Origin of the sequence: Stutzerimonas stutzeri (assembly GCF_002909485.1) — a bacterium.
GTDB classification, from domain to species: Bacteria; Pseudomonadota; Gammaproteobacteria; order Pseudomonadales; family Pseudomonadaceae; genus Stutzerimonas; species Stutzerimonas stutzeri_AH.
Genome location: NZ_PPXG01000003.1, coordinates 143,502 through 162,502 on the forward strand (window position 1 = coordinate 143,502; position 19,001 = coordinate 162,502).

Annotated in this window: 19 protein-coding genes; 9 read left to right on the plus strand and 10 right to left on the minus strand. The window is 64.1% G+C overall.

Features of this window, described 5'->3' with window-relative positions; translation table 11 throughout:
• Positions 1–2: 2 nt before the first annotated feature.
• A complete protein-coding gene (locus tag CXK91_RS08130; RefSeq protein WP_103455663.1) occupies positions 3–443 on the minus strand; it encodes a GNAT family N-acetyltransferase in 441 nt (146 codons plus the stop codon).
• 13 nt (positions 444–456) lie between these two features.
• A complete protein-coding gene (locus CXK91_RS08135) occupies positions 457–1,089 on the minus strand; it encodes an FMN-binding negative transcriptional regulator (protein ID WP_103455664.1) in 633 nt (210 codons plus the stop codon).
• A 94-nt stretch (positions 1,090–1,183) separates the two neighbouring features.
• Between CXK91_RS08135 and CXK91_RS08140 the strand changes: the two genes are divergently transcribed.
• Positions 1,184–2,656 (plus strand): PLP-dependent aminotransferase family protein, encoded by a 1,473-nt coding sequence (locus CXK91_RS08140; protein WP_103455665.1) that lies wholly within the window; start codon positions 1,184–1,186, stop codon positions 2,654–2,656.
• A gap of 72 nt (positions 2,657–2,728) precedes the next feature.
• On the opposite strand, the gene CXK91_RS08145 is transcribed toward CXK91_RS08140, so the two are convergent.
• Both CXK91_RS08145 and CXK91_RS08150 read right to left on the minus strand, forming a co-directional pair.
• Positions 2,729–3,988, minus strand: a complete 1,260-nt coding sequence (locus CXK91_RS08145) for a dicarboxylate/amino acid:cation symporter (RefSeq protein WP_103455666.1) — start codon at positions 3,986–3,988, stop codon at positions 2,729–2,731.
• Positions 3,989–4,078: 90 nt separating this feature from the next.
• Entirely contained in the window at positions 4,079–5,503 is a 1,425-nt protein-coding gene (locus tag CXK91_RS08150; RefSeq protein WP_103455667.1) for an aspartate ammonia-lyase, read from the minus strand.
• Positions 5,504–5,665: 162 nt separating this feature from the next.
• On the opposite strand from CXK91_RS08150, the gene CXK91_RS08155 reads away from it, so the two are divergent.
• From CXK91_RS08155 to CXK91_RS08185, 7 genes are all read left to right on the plus strand, one after another.
• A complete protein-coding gene (locus CXK91_RS08155) occupies positions 5,666–6,574 on the plus strand; it encodes a LysR substrate-binding domain-containing protein (protein ID WP_103455668.1) in 909 nt (302 codons plus the stop codon).
• 130 nt (positions 6,575–6,704) lie between these two features.
• A complete protein-coding gene (locus tag CXK91_RS08160) occupies positions 6,705–9,197 on the plus strand; it encodes a sensor histidine kinase (RefSeq protein WP_103455669.1) in 2,493 nt (830 codons plus the stop codon).
• 158 nt (positions 9,198–9,355) lie between these two features.
• Positions 9,356–9,844 carry a 5-(carboxyamino)imidazole ribonucleotide mutase gene (gene purE, locus CXK91_RS08165; protein WP_015278703.1) on the plus strand — a complete coding sequence of 163 codons (489 nt, stop codon included), beginning with the start codon at positions 9,356–9,358 and terminating at the stop codon, positions 9,842–9,844.
• A gap of 103 nt (positions 9,845–9,947) precedes the next feature.
• Positions 9,948–11,033 (plus strand): 5-(carboxyamino)imidazole ribonucleotide synthase, encoded by a 1,086-nt coding sequence (locus CXK91_RS08170; protein ID WP_103455670.1) that lies wholly within the window; start codon positions 9,948–9,950, stop codon positions 11,031–11,033.
• A gap of 84 nt (positions 11,034–11,117) precedes the next feature.
• Positions 11,118–11,369 carry a GlsB/YeaQ/YmgE family stress response membrane protein gene (locus CXK91_RS08175; protein ID WP_103455671.1) on the plus strand — a complete coding sequence of 84 codons (252 nt, stop codon included), beginning with the start codon at positions 11,118–11,120 and terminating at the stop codon, positions 11,367–11,369.
• A 54-nt stretch (positions 11,370–11,423) separates the two neighbouring features.
• On the plus strand, positions 11,424–11,960 hold the full coding sequence (locus CXK91_RS08180) for a DUF3299 domain-containing protein (protein ID WP_103455672.1): 537 nt from the start codon (positions 11,424–11,426) through the stop codon (positions 11,958–11,960).
• A gap of 10 nt (positions 11,961–11,970) precedes the next feature.
• Positions 11,971–12,654, plus strand: a complete 684-nt coding sequence (locus CXK91_RS08185; protein WP_103455673.1) for a uracil-DNA glycosylase family protein — start codon at positions 11,971–11,973, stop codon at positions 12,652–12,654.
• On the opposite strand, the gene CXK91_RS08190 is transcribed toward CXK91_RS08185, so the two are convergent.
• The 6 genes from CXK91_RS08190 to oscA form a co-directional block, all read right to left on the minus strand.
• Entirely contained in the window at positions 12,651–13,640 is a 990-nt protein-coding gene (locus CXK91_RS08190) for a 2-hydroxyacid dehydrogenase (protein WP_103455674.1), read from the minus strand. The genes CXK91_RS08185 and CXK91_RS08190 overlap by 4 nt on opposite strands.
• 94 nt (positions 13,641–13,734) lie before the next feature.
• Entirely contained in the window at positions 13,735–14,739 is a 1,005-nt protein-coding gene (locus CXK91_RS08195) for a sulfate/molybdate ABC transporter ATP-binding protein (protein ID WP_103455675.1), read from the minus strand.
• A gap of 2 nt (positions 14,740–14,741) precedes the next feature.
• Positions 14,742–15,617: a sulfate ABC transporter permease subunit CysW gene (cysW, locus tag CXK91_RS08200; RefSeq protein ID WP_103455676.1), complete on the minus strand. Its 876-nt coding sequence runs from the start codon at positions 15,615–15,617 to the stop codon at positions 14,742–14,744.
• Between the two features lie 13 nt (positions 15,618–15,630).
• Positions 15,631–16,446, minus strand: coding sequence for a sulfate ABC transporter permease subunit CysT (gene cysT / locus CXK91_RS08205; RefSeq protein WP_103455677.1), 816 nt, complete (start codon positions 16,444–16,446; stop codon positions 15,631–15,633).
• A gap of 258 nt (positions 16,447–16,704) precedes the next feature.
• The gene (locus CXK91_RS08210) at positions 16,705–17,703 is read right to left on the minus strand and encodes a sulfate ABC transporter substrate-binding protein (protein ID WP_103455678.1); all 999 of its coding nucleotides are present in this window, start codon (positions 17,701–17,703) and stop codon (positions 16,705–16,707) included.
• A gap of 264 nt (positions 17,704–17,967) precedes the next feature.
• Positions 17,968–18,147, minus strand: coding sequence for a sulfur starvation response protein OscA (oscA, locus tag CXK91_RS08215; RefSeq protein ID WP_103455679.1), 180 nt, complete (start codon positions 18,145–18,147; stop codon positions 17,968–17,970).
• Positions 18,148–18,404: 257 nt separating this feature from the next.
• On the opposite strand from oscA, the gene CXK91_RS08220 reads away from it, so the two are divergent.
• Complete coding sequence (locus CXK91_RS08220) at positions 18,405–18,986, plus strand: RBBP9/YdeN family alpha/beta hydrolase (RefSeq protein WP_103455680.1); 582 nt, start codon at positions 18,405–18,407, stop codon at positions 18,984–18,986.
• Positions 18,987–19,001: the final 15 nt, after the last annotated feature.

The window sequence follows — 19,001 nt, forward strand, 5'->3', positions numbered from 1 at the left end:
GCTCAGAGGATCTTGCGGTACTGGATGAAGCCCGAGCGTTCGGCGATGCGGTCGTAGAGCATGCGCCCCGTATAGTTGGTCTCCTGGGTCAACCAGTGGACGCGCGAGGCGCCGGCGGCTGCGGCCTGGGCGTAGACGTGCTCGATCAGCGCCCGACCGATGCCCTTGCCGCGGGTGCCCTCGGCCACGTAGAGGTCCTGCAGGTAGCAGTAGTCACCGCGGGTCCAGCAGCTGCGATGGAAGATCCAGTGCACCAGGCCGATGGCGTGGCCGTCATGCCAGGCCAGTGCGGCATGCATCGGCTCGGCTGGATCGAGGAAGCGCTGCCAGGTGAGGTCGCTGGTCTGCTCCGCAATCGCAGCGGCGTAGAAGCGTTGGTAGGTCTGCCAGAGTTCTCTCCAGACAGCGTGGTCGGCAGCGGTGATAGGGCGGATCTCAGGCACAGTGCATTCCTCTTCAGTCGGTGATGGGCATGCGGGCGGCCAAGGCCTGGTCGCGTGGATCGAGCGACGCGGCCAGACCCTGGCGAACCCCGGTCTGGTCGACGGGCAGGCGGTTCTGCCCGAGTTTCCATTTGCCCTCCAGTCGGCGGATCGGCAGCGCGAAACCGACGATGGCGCGCAGCATGGCGTTCAGGTAGTCGCGTGGCGCATCGCTTACGGCCCAGGGCTGCGGGCGGCCGGCTTCATGTTGGTCGCTGAGGCGGCTGACGATCTGCAGCAGGCTCTTGCGATCCTCTATCAGCCGCACTGGGCCGCGGGCATGCACGGCGATGTAGTTCCAGGTCGGTACGACCTTGCCGTGCTCCGCTTTGGTCGGATACCAGCTGGGGCTGATGTAGGCGTCAGGGCCGCTGAACACGGCTAGCGCTTCGCAGCCGTCCTGCAGATCGCGCCAGTGCGGATTGGCCTTGGCGAAGTGCCCGTAGAGCGTGCCGAACTCGCCTTCATCCGGTTCCAGCAGCAGCGGCAGGTGGCTGGCCTGCACGCCGTCCTTGCCCTTACTGGCCAGCAGCGCGAACGGCGTTGACTGAATCTGGCGGTGCAACTCGCCAAGATCATCCTGGTGAAATGAGGCGGGCAGGTACATGGCGTCTCTCCAAGTGCAGTGCTGCCATGCTAGGCAGGATATTGGTCCGCTGTAAGATCCATTACCTGCGACTTCGATAGAGCCAATACTTCCTATGCTGACCACACCCCCATTGCCCGTCGATCTTTCCGGCATTCGTCTGGACCGCAGTCAGGGTCTGACGCGCCAGCTCTATCAGGCCCTGCGCGAGCGAATCCTGGATGGGCGTCTGGCTGGGCGCAGTCGGCTGCCGGCCAGTCGTGATCTGGCGGCATTGCTGGCGGTGTCACGCAACACTGTCACCCGTGCGTTCGATCAGCTCTACGCCGAAGGCTACATCGAGGGCCGTGTAGGCGATGGCACTTACGTGGTGGAGCTCGGCAGCGCGCGACCGCTGACGCGGGTGTCTGCTTCCGAACTGGCACCGACCGAGGCGCTGTTGCGCCTGCAGCGCAATCACCTTGCGCCGCCCGTGAGCGGTGCGCCGAGGGCCTTTCGCATCGGCGTGCCGGCCTTCGATCTGTTCCCCTTCGAAACCTGGGCGCGGCTCACGGCGCGCTTCTGGCGCAAGCCATCGCCGGCGCGCCTGGGCTATGGCGATCCGGCGGGTGAGCCTGCATTACGCGAACTGGTAGCGGCCTACCTGCGCAGCAGTCGCGGTCTCAACTGCGATCCGTCCCAGGTTGTGATCACCTGCGGCGCGCAGCAGGGCATCAGCCTCTGCGCCCAGCTGCTGGTGCAGCCCGGCGATCGTGTCGCGCTGGAAAACCCTGGCTACCGTGCCGCCGGCCATGCCTTCGCGGTGGCTGGTGCCGAGCTGTGTGGGGTCGCGGTGGATGGTGAGGGGTTGGATACCGCCGCACTGGCGCAGATCGAAGGCTGTCGCTTGGCCTACGTCACGCCCTCGCATCAGTATCCGACGGGGGTGACCCTGTCGCTGGCGCGCCGCCTGGAATTGCTCGCCTGGGCCGAGCGCAGTGAGGGCTGGATCGTCGAGGACGACTACGACGGCGAGTACCGTTACAGCGGCACGCCGCTGACGCCCTTGGCGGCACTGGACCGGCAGGGGCGGGTGCTTTACGTCGGCACCTTCTGCAAGATCACCTTCCCCGCGTTGCGCCTTGGCTACCTGGTGTTGCCTCCCGGCCTGGCCGAGGCATTTGCCCGCCGTCTTGCATTGGACATGCGCCACTCCGATGTTGGCAGCCAGGCAGTGATGGCCGAGTTCATCGCCGCCGGGCATTTCCAGCGTCACGTGCGGCGCATGCGCCAGGCTGCCCGGGTGCGCCGTGACACCCTGTTGCAGCACTGGCCAGAGGCGATCCCTGGTTGCGCCGCGTTGCCGGCGGTGGATGCCGGGCTGCACCTGTGCGTGCCGGTGCACAGCCAGGCCCGCGAAGCCGAGCTGGTTGCCGCGGCGCGAGCGGCCGGGGTGGAAATGAACGGGCTGGCCGACTATTGGCTGGACGGTCAGGCGCCGAGAGGCGCACCGGGCGGACTGGTGCTGGGCTTTGCCGCGGTGCCAGAGGCGGCGATCATCGATGCACTGGCTCGCCTGCGCAGCGCCTGGGGCCTGCCGCCGGCATAGCGGCAGGCCAGTAGGTCGTGACTGCGGTTGCTGGCCGGGCGGATAAACCCGCCCCGGTCAGCCTCAGCCGAGTCACTCCTTGTTGCTGGCGTCGTAGATCGCGCGGTCCAGCTCTTGCTCGCTGCGGCCGACCAGCGTGGTGGTCATCAGATCGCCAGCGACGTTGACCGTGGTGCGGGCCATGTCGAGGATGCGGTCGATCCCGGCGATCAGGGCCACGCCTTCCAGCGGCAGGCCGGCGGCGCTGAGTACGAGACTGAGCATGATCAGCCCGGCGCCCGGGATGCCTGCGGTGCCGATGGAGGCCAGCGTCGCGGTAAGGATGATCATCGCGTACTGCCCGGCACTGAGGTCGATGCCGAAGGCCTGGGCGATGAACAGCGCCAGCACGCCCTGGTAGATCGCTGTGCCGTCCATATTGATGGTCGCGCCCACCGGCAGCACGAAGCCGGCGACACCCTCGGATACACCGAGGTTCTTGCGTGCGCATTCAATGGACACCGGCAGCGTGCCGGAGCTGCTCGAGGTGCTGAACGCCACCGCCAGCGCCGGGGCGATGCCCTGGAAGAAACGCAGCGGATTGAGCCGCGCCAGCAGGCCGAGCAATCCGCCGTAGACCAGCAGTACATGGGTGATGCTGGCCAGGTAGATCACACCGATCACGCCTGCCAGCGGCAGCAGTACTTCGGCACCATGGCTGCCGACCACACCAGCGGTCAGAGCGAATACGCCGATCGGCGCGACGCGCATCACCAGATCGGTGAGTTTGTAGAAGCTCTCGGCCAGCGCGTCGAACAGGCGCACTGCCGGCGCGCCGCGCTCGCCGATAAGGTTGATGCTGACGCCCAGCGCGATGGCGAAGACGATGATCTGCAGGATGTTGCCTTCGGCAAATGCGGTGACCGGGTTGGCCGGCACCAGCCCGACCAGGATGGATACCAACGAGGGCGCCTGCTTGGCCTGTTCGCTGCCGCTGGCGACCATGTTCATGCCTTCGCCCGGGGTGAACAGCGCGCCGAACAGCAGGCCGATGCTCACCGCGAAGGCAGTGGTCACCAGATAGATGGCGATGGTCTTCAAGCTGATGCGGCCAAGCTTGGCGCTGTCCTGCATCGAAGTGATGCCGGCAACCAGCGAAACGAACACCAGCGGCACGATAAGCATCTTGATCGCGTTGAGGAACAGCGTGCCGATCGGTGCCAGCAGCTGTGCGCCTTCGCCGAAGGCCATGCCGGTGGCAACGCCGAGTGCCAGGCCGATGAGGATCTGCTGCCATAGCGGTAGACGGACGAGCAGGCGCAGGGGAGCGGAGAGGGTCGTACTCTGAGTCATGGGTTTTCCTGTTGTTTTTATTGTGCCAACGGGCCGGGCTCGCGGCCCGTAAAGCGAACGCCCGGCATTTTTGCCGGGCGCATGGGGTGATCAGACCACCAGCGGTGCCAGGCGTGGCGCGATCATGTTTTCCGGGCGCAGGATCTCGGCGAGCATGGCGTCGTCGAGTAGCCGCTCTTCGCGCACCAGCTCCAGCACGCTGCGTCCGCCGAGCAGTGCCTCACGGGCCAGGCGGGTGCTGTTGTCGTAGCCGATGTAGGGATTCAGCGCGGTGATCAGGCCGATGGAGCTCTCCATCAGCTCGCGGCAACGTGCTTCGTTGGCGGTGATGCCTTCGATGCAATGCTCGCGCAGCATGTCCATGGCGCGCTGCAGCAGGCGTATCGAATCGAACAGCTTGTAGGCGATCAGCGGCTCCATCACGTTGAGCTGCAGCTGGCCGCCTTCGGCCGCCATGGTCAGCGCCAAGTCGTTGCCGATCACTTCGAAGGCGACCTGGTTGACTGCCTCCGGAATCACCGGATTGACCTTGCCCGGCATGATCGAACTGCCCGGCTGGCGCGGCGGCAGGTTGATTTCGTTGAAGCCGGTGCGCGGGCCGCTGGAGAGCAGGCGCAGGTCGTTGCAGATCTTCGACAGCTTTACCGCCAGGCGCTTGAGCATGCCGGAGAACAACACGAACGAGCCCATGTCCGAGGTGGCTTCGATCAGGTCGGCGGCTTGGCGCAGCGGCTGGCCGCTGATCTGGGCCAGGCGCTGAACGGCGATCGACTGGTAGCGTGGATCGGCATTGATGCCGGTGCCGATCGCGGTGCCGCCGAGGTTCACCTCAAGCAGCAGCTCGGGCGCAAAGCCGCGCAGATGGTGCAGATCCTCGCCGAGGGTGGTGGCGAAGGCGTGGAACTCCTGGCCGAGGGTCATCGGCACGGCGTCCTGCAGCTGGGTGCGGCCCATCTTCAGCACGTGGGCGAAGGCATGGCCCTTGCCGGTCAGCGACTGGCAGAGGCTTTCCAGGCTGGCTAGCAGAGTGTCGTGGCCGAGCAGCAGGCCGAGGCGAATGGCGGTGGGGTAGGCGTCGTTGGTGGACTGCGCCATGTTCACGTCGTTGTTCGGATGCAGGTACTGGTACTCGCCCTTGGCGTGGCCCATCGCTTCCAGGCCGAGGTTAGCAATCACCTCGTTGGCGTTCATGTTGGTCGAGGTGCCGGCACCGCCCTGGATCATGTCTACCACGAACTGCTCGTGGTACTCACCGCGAATCAACCGGGCGCAGCCCTGGCTGATCGCCACGTGCTTGGCCTCGGGCAGGTAGCCCAGCTCGCGGTTGGCGTCCGCCGCTGCCTGCTTGACCATTGCCAGGGCGACGATCAGCTTGGGGTAATGCGCCAGCGGCACGCCGGAAAGGCGAAAGTTGTGCAGTGCGCGCAGGGTCTGGATGCCGTAATAGGCTTCGGAAGGAACGGGAAGGGTGCCAAGCAGGTCTTTTTCGACTCGCGATGATGCAACTTCGGACATGATGGTAATGTGGCTTCGTTAGACGCAGGCAGTGCTGCAGTGCGCCTAAAATAAGGCTTTCAGGTGTTTGACGGCCAATGCCGTTGGCGGCTGCCCTATGCCGGAACGGCATAATGTAGGTGTGACTTTGTGCTGGCTGCCATCGTATCGAGGAATGTTCAGGTGAATCTGGAAACCAAGTGGCTGGAAGACTTCATCGCCCTGGCAGCGACCCGCAGTTTTTCCCAGGCAGCGCAGCGCCGCTTTGTCACGCAGCCGGCCTTCAGTCGGCGGATACGTTCATTGGAAGAGGCACTTGGGCTGCAGTTGATCAACCGTTCGCGCACGCCGATCGAGTTGACCGAGGCCGGCCAGCTGTTCCTTGTCAGTGCGCGCAACATGGTCGAGCAGCTCGGCGAGGTGGTGCGTCATCTGCACCATGTGGAAGGCCAGCAGGGCGAGGTGTTGCAGATATCCGCCGCACACTCGCTGGCGCTGGGCTTCTTCCCGGCGTGGATCGCCGGCCTGCGCAACGACGGGCTGAATATCGCCACCCGGCTGATCGCCACCAACGTCGGCGAAGCCGTGCATGTGCTGCGCGAGGGCGGCTGCGACCTGATCCTCGCCTACTACGACCCGGATGCCGCGCTGCAGCTAGATCCGGAGCTGTTTCCCTCGTTGCACCTGGGGCGTACGGAAATGCTGCCGGTATGCGCGGCGGGTGCCGGGGGCACGCCGCTGTACGACGTCGACAGCGGCCAGACCGTGCCGTTGCTGGCCTATAGCGCCGGGGCCTTTCTCGGTCGTTCGGTGAATCTGCTGCTGCGTCAGCGCGCACTGCGCTCGACCACCGTTTACGAGACGGCGATGGCCGATAGCCTGAAAAGCATGGCGCTACAGGGGCTGGGCATTGCCTGGGTGCCGCGGCTCAGCGTCGAGCCGGAGCTGCAGCGCGGGGAATTGGCGATCTGTGGCAGCGAGCAATGGCGCGTGCCTTTGGAAATCCGCCTGTATCGCTGCTCGCTGATGCGCAAGGGCGCGGTGCGCCTGCTTTGGCGGCGACTGGAAAGCCGTGCGGTTGCCCAAGACTGAGTCGTGGCGCGGTCGATGCTTGGTCTTACACTTAAGGCGATAGGTCGCGGCAGCGGCGGCAATGTTATGATCGCGGCCCTGCCGCGCCCATTGCCGACTGTTCGTCTTGTGCGGCTGCTGGAGCCCTCTCGTGCCCACCCCAAAGCCAATCGGCCTGCGTCAATGGATCTGGCGGGCCTTCGTTCGCAGCGCGCTTATCCCGCTGGTGCTGGTGGAAACCGCGCTGATCGCGATCTATTTGCTGACCAACAATGCGATCCGCGATGCGCAAGTCGATCACTTGCGCGAGACCGCGCTCAACGACTTGCAGGCCGCGGTCAGCCTCGAATCGCGCCTGGTAGGTGAGCAGCTCAGCCAGGTCAGCTCGCTGACGCAGCTGTATCGCAACCTCACTGCGCAGGCGCTGCAGGGCGGCGAGTCCGCACAGTTGCCCGAGCTGGCACTAAGTGATGATGGCGTGCGCTACAGCCCCAATGACAATGGTGGTGCCGCGGTCTTCTACTCTGCCGCGACCCCGCCCGAGCGGCACGATCTGCAGAAGATTGCCAGGCTGCGGCTGCTGGAGCCGTTGATGAAGGAGATCGAGGGACGCAATCCGCTGGTCGCCAGCCTGTATTTCAACAGCTGGGACAGCTTCAACCATATCTATCCGTGGTTCTTCACCCTCGATCAATACCCCGCGGACATGGATATTCCCAAGTACAACTTCTATTACCTGGCGGACGCCGAGCACAACCCGTCGCGCGGCGTGGTGTGGACCGATGTGTACCTCGACCCGGCGGGGCACGGCTGGATGATGTCGGCGACCGCTCCGGTGTATAGCGGCGATTTCCTCGAAGGGGTGGTCGGCATCGACATCACCGTCAGCGGCATTCTCGAGCAGATCGGCCAGCTGCAGGTGCCCTGGGGCGGCTACGCCATGCTGGTCAGCGACGACCTGACGATCATGGCGCTGCCGGAGCCTGGCGAGGAGGATTTCGGTCTTGCCGAGCTGACCGATCACTCGTACCTGGATGCGATCCGCAGTGAAATGTTCAAGCCGGAAGACTTCCAGCTCAATCGTCGCGCCGAAACGGCCGAGCTGGCTGCGGCTATTTCCGGCGCCAGCAGTGGCGTGCAGCCGATAATGCTCGGCGGTCGGCCGCAGCTGGTGGCCTGGACCACGGTCGCCCAGACTGGCTGGCACCTGCTGGCGATGGTCGATGAGGCTGCGGTGTTTCGCCAGACCAACGCGCTGGCGGGCCGCTACCAGCAGATCGGCTACCTGCTGATTGCCGGGCTGGTGCTGTTCTATATCGGTTTCTTCACGCTCATGTGGCTGCGTGCTCGTCAGCTCAGTCGGGCACTGCTCACGCCCATTGCAGGCATCTCGCGGATGCTCGGCGAGATTGGCGTTGGCCGCTGGCAGCCGGAGCCGACGCGCGCGCAGATCCGCGAGCTCGACGAGATGTCCCGTCACACCCAGGAAATCGGCAGCCGCCTGGCCTACAGCGAGTCCGAGCGCTGGGAGGCACAGCGGCGGTTGGAACTGGTACTGGAAAGTTCGACCGAGAGCCTCTGGGAATACGACATGCACAATCACACGCTGCGCATGCGTGGGCGCATGGTGAATCGATTCGGCCTGCCCTCCGGGCAGCTCAGCGATAGCGAGTTCCGCCAGCGCATCCACCCGGATGACCTGGCGCCAGCGTTGGCCCAGCTTGAGCGGGTGAGTCTCGGCCTACAGCAGCGTTACGAAGCCAAGTACCGCTTTGCCGACACCCAGGGCCACTACCATTGGTTACTCAGCCGCGGCCGGGTGCTCGAGCAGAACCCGGATACCGGCGTGGTGCGGGTTTTGGCCGGTACTCATGTGGATATCGATGCGCTGATGCGCGTCGAGGAAGAGCTGCGTGCGGCCACGTTGCAGGCGCAGGCGACCAGCGAAGCGAAAGGGCGGCTGCTCTCGGGCATCAGTCACGAGTTGCGCACCCCGCTGAACGCAATTCTCGGCTTCGCTCAGCTGATGCGCATGGATTGTGACGATGAAAGCCAGTCCGAGGCTGCGGAGTATCTCGACGAAATCCTGCTGGCCAGTCGTCATCTCAATCAACTGCTGGGCGAGATCCTCGAATGGTCGAGCGTGCAGAACGAGCCTGCGCAACTGGAATTGCAGCCGGTGGAAGTCTGCGGGCTGATGCGCGAATGTGCCGAACTGGTCGCGCTGGAAGTCCAGCAGCGCGGCTTGCAGCTCGATCTGTTGCTGCCGGATGAACGCCTGCTGGTGCTCGCTGAACCGCGTCGCCTGCGCCAGGTGTTGTTGAACCTGCTGTCCAACGCGATGAAGTACAACGTTCCAAATGGCCACATCAGTCTGCGTGTCGAGACCAGCCCAGGTCACGTGCGGCTGTTGGTCGAGGACACCGGCCTGGGCATCGACCCTGAGCAGCAGGCGCAGGTGTTCGAGCCCTTCCAGCGGCTTGGCCGGGAAAACAGCATGATTCAGGGCACTGGCATCGGGCTGTCGCTTTGCCTGGAGTTCGCCCGGCTGATGAACGGGCAGATGGGTCTGCACAGCGAGCCCGGTGTCGGCAGTCGATTCTGGATCGAGCTGACGCGGCTTGCGCCCGCCCAGCTGCAGTAGCGGCCGACCACCCGGGGTACTGGCTGGTCGCGCCTTGCGCTATACTGCGCGGCTTTCGTGCGGGCGGCCATGGCCGATCCGCGACTGTCCAGGCCACGCTCTTTTGCGTGGTTTGTTGTTCTTGACGCGCCCACGGGCGCCCGATGAGAGGCACGACGATGAGCGCACTGGTAGGCGTGATCATGGGCTCGAAGTCCGACTGGTCCACCCTGAGCCACACCGCCGATATGCTGGAAAAGCTGGGCATCCCCCACGAAGTGACGGTGGTGTCCGCCCATCGCACCCCGGACCTGCTCTTCCAGTACGCCGAACAGGCCGAAGCCCGCGGCCTGCGCGTGATCATCGCCGGCGCTGGCGGAGCCGCCCATCTGCCAGGCATGTGCGCCGCCAAGACGCATCTGCCGGTACTCGGCGTGCCGGTGCAGTCGTCGATGCTCTCGGGTGTCGATTCGCTGTTGTCGATTGTTCAGATGCCGGCTGGCGTTCCGGTTGCCACCCTGGCCATCGGCAAGGCAGGGGCGATCAACGCCGCGCTGTTGTCGGCGAGCATCATCGGTCATGAATTCCCCGAGTATCACCAGGCGCTGAAGAAATTCCGCGACGAGCAGACCCAGACCGTACTGGATTGCCCGGACCCGCGCCTCTGAGCTGACCCGACCGGCACGGCGACGCCCGCCGGCGGGTATAAACTTGCTTCCTGCGCAGCGCGACGCGCGCGCTAGATCTGCCGCCTACTGAAGGGCCGTTGATATGAAAATTGGTGTTATCGGTGGTGGCCAGCTGGGCCGCATGCTGGCGCTGGCGGGTACCCCGCTGGGCATGAACTTCGCGTTCCTCGACCCGGCGCCGGATGCCTGCGCTCAGGCCCTTGGCGAGCACATCCGCGCCGACTACGACGACAAGGATCACCTGCGCCGGCTGGCCGACGAGGTGGATCTGGTGACCTTCGAGTTCGAGAGCGTGCCGGCCGAAACGGTAGCCTTCCTCTCGCAGTTCGTGCCCGTCTACCCGAGTGCCGAGTCGCTGCGCATCGCCCGGGATCGCTGGTTCGAGAAGTCCATGTTCAAGGATCTTGGCATTCCCACCCCGGCGTTCGCCGATATCCAGTCCCAGTCCGATCTCGACGCTGCGGTCGCCAGCATCGGTCTGCCGGCCGTGCTCAAGACCCGCACCCTGGGCTACGACGGCAAGGGTCAGAAGCTGCTGCGCAAGCCGGCCGATGTCAGCAGTGCCTTTGCCGAGCTGGGTAGCGTGCCATGCATTCTCGAAGGCTTCGTGCCTTTCACCGGCGAAGTCTCGTTGATCGCCGTGCGTGGGCGTGATGGCGAAACCTGTTTCTATCCGCTGGTACACAACAGCCACGAGAGCGGCATCCTGCGATTGTCTGTTGCCAGCAGCAACCATCCGCTGCAGGCGCTGGCCGAGGACTACGTCGGTCGTGTGCTCAAGCAGCTCGACTATGTCGGCGTGCTGGCCTTCGAGTTCTTCGAGGTCGATGGCGGCCTGAAGGCCAACGAGATCGCCCCGCGCGTGCACAACTCCGGGCACTGGACCATCGAAGGCGCCGAGTGCAGCCAGTTCGAGAACCATCTGCGCGCTGTCGCGGGCCTGCCGCTGGGTTCGACCGCCAAGCTGGGCGAGAGCGCCATGCTCAATTTCATCGGCGAAGTGCCGCCAGTGGAGAAGGTCATCGCCATCGAGGACTGCCATCTGCACCACTACGGCAAGGCCTTCAAGGTCGGACGCAAGGTTGGACACGCCACGCTGCGCTGCCCTGATCGTGCCACGCTGGACCGTCAGATCACTGCGGTGGAAACGCTGATTCCCCATTCCTGAAGCCCGGCCGTCTGGCTGAGGCGAACGGTAACAAAGCTCTCGGGTCGGATGGGTTACCCACTTTCGGACCTCAGGAGTATTTCCATGGGCATTATTGGCACTATCATCATTGGCCTTATCGTCGGCCTCATCGCGCGTTTTCTGAAGCCGGGCGACGACAGCATGGGCTGGATCATGACCATCCTGCTGGGTATCGGCGGCTCGCTGCTGGCGACCTACGGCGGCCAGGCGCTTGGTCTGTACCGTGCTGGCGAGGGCGCGGGCTTTATCGGCGCCGTGGTCGGTGCGATCATCCTGCTGGTCATCTACGGCATGGTTACCAAACGCAAACATTGATGCGCCACAGGGCCGCGCCCTGCGGCCCCGTTCCCTTCATTACGTAGCTGCCTCATGCGCTTATCGTCCCTCTCGCTGCTTTGCTGTCTTGCATTCGCTTCTCACGCCCAGGCCGCGCCGCCCGAACTCGACTGGCTCGAACTGATGCCGCCCGAAGATCGCCAGGCGCTGGAGGAAATGCCCGAGATCGATCACTCGACGCCGGAAGACGCCGGCTTCAGCGCCCAGGGCGGGCTCAAGCAGGAGGCCGGGCTGCCGGCAGTGATGTATTCGGCCAAGACCGTCGCCGGGTTGAACGGCCGCGAGATCCGCCTCGGCGGCTACCCGGTGCCGCTGGAGAGCGACGAGCGCGGGCGCAGTACCGAATTCTTCTTGGTGCCCTATCCCGGCGCCTGCATCCACGTACCGCCGCCGCCACCGAATCAGATCGTCCTGGTGCGCTACCCGAAGGGCATCGCCCTGGAGGACATCTACGCGCCACTGTGGGTCGACGGCCGCCTGCAGATCGAACCGGTCAGCAACGACCTGGCCGATGCCGCCTATGCGCTGGAAGCTGCGGCGGTCGAGCTGGTCGACGAAAGCGACTTCTGAGTTTCACGCGATGACCCCGCCAACCGAGATACGCCAGGCGCTACGTGAATGCGCAGCCGTGACTGAAGGCATTGATCTGGAGGTTTACCAGGCTTTTGGCCGCGATCCGCTGGAGCCCATCGTCGGCCTTGGCGATGCCGACGCGCCGATCTGCTTTTTCGGTCGTGACCCCGGTCGCGAGGAGGTCCGCCATGGCCAACCCTTCATCGGCTCTGGCGGGCAAATCGTCCGGCGCGTGCTCTATCGCCACCTGCATCGTGAGGAGATGCCGGATTTCGAGGCGGGGCGGGCGCTCGGGCAGCACTATTTCTGGATCAACACCGTGCCGTACAAGCCGGTCGGCAACAAGGCCTGGTCGATGGCGGTCAAGCGGCGCTTTCATCCCCTGATGCGTCAACTGCTGGTCGATAGTTGGCGAGGACGGCATATCGTCACGCTCGGCCGCGAGGCCTTCCTCTGGTTCGGCATCGACCTGCTGCGCAACGAGCGCCAGCGCCTGGAGGCCTTCTGGCTGCGTGAGGATCGCTTTACGGCCAGCCTGGATGTCGAGCTGCAGGATATGCAGGGCCGGAGCCGAACCTTCACCCTGCATCCGCTGCCGCATCCCTCGCCGCTGAACCAGACCTGGTTCAAACGCTTCCCCGCACTGCTCGAAGCGCGCCTGTGCCAACTCGATGGGCCGTTAAAGCGCTAGTCGCTGACCTGATTGCTGCTCTGCCCGGCCTGCCACGCAGCAACGTTGTCCAGCGTTGTGCCGGCGATGGCGGACAGCGCCTCCTCGGTGAGAAAAGCCTGATGCGCGGTAACGATTACATTGGGGAACGACAGCAGGCGCGCCAGTACGTCGTCCTGCAACGGCAGGCCGGAGTGGTCCTCGAAGAACAGCCCGGCCTCTTCCTCATAGACATCCAGACCCAGATAGCCGAGCTGGCCGCTCTTCAGCGCGCCGATCAGTGCTGGCGTATCGATCAGCGCACCACGGCCGGTGTTGATCAGCATGGCGCGCGGCTTCATGGCCGCCAGGCTCTGCTGATTGATCAGATGGTGGGTCTGCGCGGTGAGTGGGCAGTGCAGGCTGACGATATCACTGCTGCGGAGTAGCTCGTCGAGCGCCACGTAGCGCATGCCCAGGCGCTCCAGCTCAGGGTTTGGATAGGGGTCGTAAAGCTGCACCTCGCAGCCGAAACCGAGCATGATCCGTGCGAACACTGCGCCGATCTGCCCGCTGCCGACTACGCCGACGCGCTTGCCCATGAGGTCGAATCCGGTCAGCCCCTGCAGCGAGAAGTTGCCTTCACGGGTGCGGTTGAAGGCCCGTGGCAGGCGGCGGTTGAGCGCGAGGATCAGCGCCACCGTATGTTCGGCAACCGCATGTGGCGAATACGCTGGTACCCGCACCACTGGCAGGCCGAGGCGTTTGGCGCATGGCAGATCAACGTGGTTGTAGCCGGCCGAACGCAGCGCGATCAGCCGCGTGCCGCCAGCGGCGAGCTTCTCCAGCACCGGTGCCGACAGCACGTCATTGACGAACGGACAGACCACCTCGGCCCCGGCGGCCAGCGCGGCGGTGTCCGGATCGAGGCGAGCTTCGAGAAAGTGCAGCTCGAAACCGTGGGCCTGATTGGCGGCCTGGAAGCTGTCGCGGTCGTAGGGCTTGCTGCTGAACAGGGTGATACGCATCGGGATGTCTCGCTGTAAAGGGCGACTGTCCACAGGGTGCGGCAGTTACCTGCCCAGGCCAAGTCGCTTTCGTCGCCCGATGTGTTTCAGCGATTTAGCCTGGGGGCAGCTGCTGCACCGATTTGATCGATTGGCCCTTGGGTTGGAAATACAGCGTCGCGCCGCGTTGCACACCAATGAGACTGGCGTGGTCGTTGCCGACCTCGGCCTCGATCGGCTCGGCCTGACCGGCAACCTTGAGCGTGACCCGCGTCAGCGCACCAAGCGGGCGGATGTCGCGCACCTCGCCGGCCAGGTGCTCGGCGGCGGCTTCGCGACTCAGGGAAATCTCGTGCGGGCGGAACAGCACACTGCGCTCATCGTCCAGCTGCAGCCGATTGGCGTCGCCGAGGAAGTGGTAGACGAACTCGCTGGCGGGGTTGGCGTACACCTCCGCCGGCGTGCCGATCTGCTCGATCACCCCCTTGTTCATCACCACGATACGATCGGCGACCTCCATCGCCTCTTCCTGATCATGGGTGACGAACACGCTGGTCAGATGCACGTCCTCGTGCAGCCGCGCCAGCCAGCGGCGCAGTTCCTTGCGCACCTTGGCGTCCAGCGCACCGAACGGCTCGTCGAGCAGCAGCACCTTGGGCTCCACCGCCAGCGCGCGGGCCAGGGCGATGCGCTGACGCTGGCCGCCGGAGAGCTGCTCGGGGTAGCGGTCGGCGAGCCAGTCTAGCTGCACCAGGCCGAGCAGTTCATGCACCTTTTCGGCGATGACCGCATCGCTGGGCCGTTGTTTCTTCGGCTTCATGCGCAGGCCGAAGGCGACGTTGTCGAACACGGTCATGTGGCGGAACAGCGCGTAGTGCTGGAAGACGAATCCTACGTTGCGGTCGCGCACGTCACGGCTGGAGACGTCCTCGCCATGGAACACGATACTGCCGCTGTCGGGGGTTTCCAGCCCGGCAATGATGCGCAGCAGACTGGTCTTGCCGCAGCCGGACGGGCCAAGCAGGGCGACCAGTTCGCCGCTCTGGATGTGTAGGTTGATCGCGTTCAATGCCTGGAACTGGCCGAAGCGCTTGTTGATGTTGCTGATTTCGATCGACATGGTCATTCCTCGGCGTTGGCGTGCAGGCGGGCGATTCGCGACTCGCTCCACTGCTTGAGCAGCAGGATCACCAGCGCCAGGGCCAGCAGCAGGCTGGCCACGCTGAACGCGGCGACATGGTTGTATTCGTTATAGAGAATCTCGACGTGCAGCGGCAGCGTGTTGGTCAGCCCGCGGATATGGCCGGACACCACCGATACCGCGCCAAACTCGCCCATGGCCCGCGCGGTGCAGAGCACCACGCCGTAGATCAGGCCCCATTTGATGTTCGGTAGGGTGATGTGCCAGAACATCTGCCAGCCGCTGGCGCCGAGAAGCCGCGCGGCTTCTTCCTCGGTACTGCCCTGTTCCTGCATCAGCGGAATCAGCTCACGAGCGACGAAGGGCACGGTGACGAACAGCGTCGCCAGGACGATGCCCGGCACGGCGAAGATGATCTGGATGTCGCGATCACTCAGCCATTCGCCGAAGTAGCCCTGGGCGCCGAACAAGAGCACGTAGATCAGGCCGGCGATGACCGGTGAAACCGAGAAGGGCAGGTCGATCAGCGTGACCAGCAGGCTCTTGCCGCGAAACTCGTACTTGCTCACGCACCAGGCGGCGGCGACGCCGAATACCAGATTCAGCGGCACCGAGGTGCCGACGGCGAGCAATGTCAGCTTGAGCGCGGCCAGGGCGTCGGGCTCGAAGATCGCACTGAAGAAGGTGCCGAAGCCCTGCTTCAGTGCCTCGCTGACGACGATCAGCAGGGGCAGCAAGAGGAACAGCGCGAAGACCAGCCAGGCGGCAATGATCAGCAGCCGACGACCGAGGGCGTTGCCGCGGCGCGTGGCATTGGCGGTGGTATTTGCGGTCACCGATAGGGAAGCGGAAGTCATTTCGGTGGCCTCTTCAAGAACGCGCAATGCGGCGCTGCAGCAGGTTGATGAGCAGCAGCAGGACGAATGACACCACCAGCATCAGCACGCCGATGGCCGTGGCGCCGGCGTAGTCGTACTGGTCCAGCTTGACCATGATCAGCAGCGGCAGGATCTCGGTTTTCATCGGCATGTTGCCAGCGATGAAGATCACCGAACCGTACTCGCCGACACCGCGGGCGAAGGCTAGGGCGAAGCCGGTTAGCCAGGCTGGTAGCAGAGCCGGCAGCAGCACGTGGCGGACCACCTGCAACGGCCGGGCGCCCAGGCATGCCGCGGCCTCCTCGATTTCACGCGGGATATCGGCCAGCACCGGCTGAATGGTGCGCACCACGAAGGGCAGGGTGACGAAGGTCAGTGCCAGGGTGATACCCAGCGGGGTGTAGGCGATCTTGAAGCCCAGCCCTGTGGCGAACTGACCAATCGGCCCGTTCGGCGCATACAGCGCGGTGAGCGCAATGCCGGCCACCGCGGTGGGTAGGGCAAACGGCAGGTCGATCATCGCCTCGATGATCTTGCGACCGGGAAAGCGATAGCGCACCAGCACCCAGGCCAGCAGCGTGCCGATCACGCCATTGAGTACGGCGGCAGCGAAGGCGGTGCCGAAGCTCAGCTTGAGCGCCGCCAGCACGCGCGGGGCGCTGATAATGGCGATGAACTGCGCCCACGAGAGTTCAGTGGTCTTGAGAAACAGCGCACCCAGGGGAATCAGCACCAACAGGCTGAGGTACACCAGGGTGTAGCCCAGCGTCAGCCCGAAGCCGGGTATGACGGAGGTAGATCGGGACATGAACGTTGCCTTTTGTTCGAGCGACTGGCGTCACGAGCGCAGCCTGTACGGTGGAAGTCGCCTTTTACGTCCACCACCGCCCTCCGAGCGGGGAGCGATGGTGGATCGGTAACGCGTGATCCACCCTACGAACTGCCGAGTAAGGTGCAGCTGAAGCGAAGCGTGTAGGGTGGAAGTCGCTTTTTACTTCCACCGGCGGCCCTCTCCGGTGGGCGATGGTGGATCGATGAAGCGCGATCCACCCTACGAAGCCACGGCTTACTGCGTCTGGTAGATCTGGTCGAAAACGCCGCCATCATTGAAGAACTTCGGCTGCGCGGTCTTCCAACCGCCGAAATCTCCGTCGATGGTGACCAGTTCCAGCGCCGGGAACTGATCCTTGAACTCGGCCGCCACGCTTGCGTTGCGCGGCCGGTAGAAGTTCTTCGCAGCGATGCGCTGGCCTTCCTCGCTGTACAGGTAGTTCAGGTAGGCCTCGGCGACCGCCCGCGTGCCCTTGCGCTCGACGTTCTTGTCGACCACTGCGACCGGTGGCTCGGCGAGTATCGACAGCGACGGTGCGATGATCTCGAAGTTTTCGCCGCCCTGTTCCTTCAGTGCCAGGAAGGCTTCGTTTTCCCAGGCCAGCAGCACGTCGCCGATGCCATTGTTGACGAAGGTAACGGTGGAGCCGCGGGCGCCGGTGTCCAGTACTGGCACGTTTTTGTACAGCGTTCCGACGAATTCCTGTGCTTGTTCCTCAGTGCCGTATTTCTGCTGCGCATAGGCCCAGGCGGCAAGGAAGTTCCAGCGTGCGCCGCCGGATGTCTTCGGATTCGGCGTGATCACCTCGACGCCCGGCTTGACCAGATCGTCCCAATCCTTGATGCCCTTCGGATTGCCCTTGCGCACCAGAAACACGATGGTCGAGGTGTAGGGGGTGCTGGCTTCTGGCAAACGGGTCTGCCAATCCTCTGGGATCAGCTTGCCGAGGCGATGCAGCTCATCGATGTCACCGGCCAGGGCCAGCGTCACCACATCGGCGCGTAAGCCATCGATGACGGCGCGGGCCTGCTTGCCGGAGCCGCCGTGGGACTGCTGAACCTTGATCGGCTCGTGGCCCTGGGCTTGCCAGTGCTTGTTGAAAGCTTCGTTGAATTCCACGTAGAGCTCGCGTGTCGGGTCGTAGGACACGTTGAGCAGGGTATCGGCGGCCAGCGCGTGGCCACCGATAAGCGCGCTCGCCAGGGCGGCGAGCGCGAAACGGCGAATGGACATGGTGCAGCTCCTGAAAAAACTAAATTGGTATGTGTTGGCGCTTCAGGGCGGTCGCTGAAGTAACGCTGGAAGACAGGCAGGGCGAGGCAGAAGCAGCCTGGGCCGGTTGCAACCTGGTTTACCTGTGTCAGGTGGTCTTCAGTGACTCGAGTAGCTCCGCATTCGCGGACGACAGCTGCAGTACCGGTGCGTGTTCATGGTCTTGGCTCGTTTCATGGTCACGCCCTCCGGTGGTCCAGTCGGGCTGATGGATGGGTAGTGGGGTCAGGCGTGCTTGCCGGTCGGCTGCAGGCGAAACTTCTCCTTGCGCTCGATCTGCACGACCTGGCCGTTGTGCACGGTGATTTCCACCGAGCCGAACTTGAGGCCGTTCAAGGCACTGTGGATCTCGCGCAGGATGCTGGCTTCGTCCTGCCCCTCGAGGTTGCGAATGGTCGCGGTCATTTCTGTTCTCCGTGAAAGCCTTTCGTGACGACCGGAACGGCCGTAGCCAGCAAGGCGTGGAGCGGATAATAGGGACAGCCGAAATATTCTTAAAAATATTGTTTAAGAACATTTATATATTTTTATGGAATAAGAGCGTGTTTCGTTTTCAGATGATCCGATAGATTTAAAAAGAATAAATAAAGAATTCTTTATTCTTTTTAATTTGGTCAATCTGCTGTCTAGACTGGCCGCCATGAATTGCAGGAGGCGCCGACATGCGCAGTGAGTCCATCCGTTATCTGATCGTGCCGGGCTGGCATGGCTCGCCCGCCGAGCACTGGCAAAGTCATTGGCACCGCACGCTGCCCAACAGCTCTCGGGTCGAGCAGCGCGACTGGATAGCGCCGCGCCGTGAGGATTGGGTGGCCGAACTCGAGCGCAGCGTCGCCGCCAGTGCCGAGCCGGTCATTCTGGTAGCGCACAGCCTGGGCTGCATCACGGTTACGCACTGGGCGGCGCAGGCCCCGCTGGAGCTTCTGGGCAAGGTTCGCGGTGCGTTGCTCGTTGCGCCCGCCGATGTCGAGCGCAGCGGCTGCCCGGAACCCCTGCGAAATTTCGCGCCGATCTCACGCCAGCCGCTGCCGTTTGCCAGCCAACTGGTCGGCTCGGATAACGACAGCGCTTCCAGCGCCGCGCGAGCCGCCGCAATGGGCGGCGACTGGGGCAGCGAAATTGCGATCCTTTCCGGCGCCGGGCATATCAATGTCACCTCCGGTCACCATCGCTGGGAGCAGGGCTTCGCTTTTCTGTATCGCCTGCAAAACCGTATCGAGCAGCAGGCACGCCGGAGCGCTTGAGTGCCGGCTGGTACC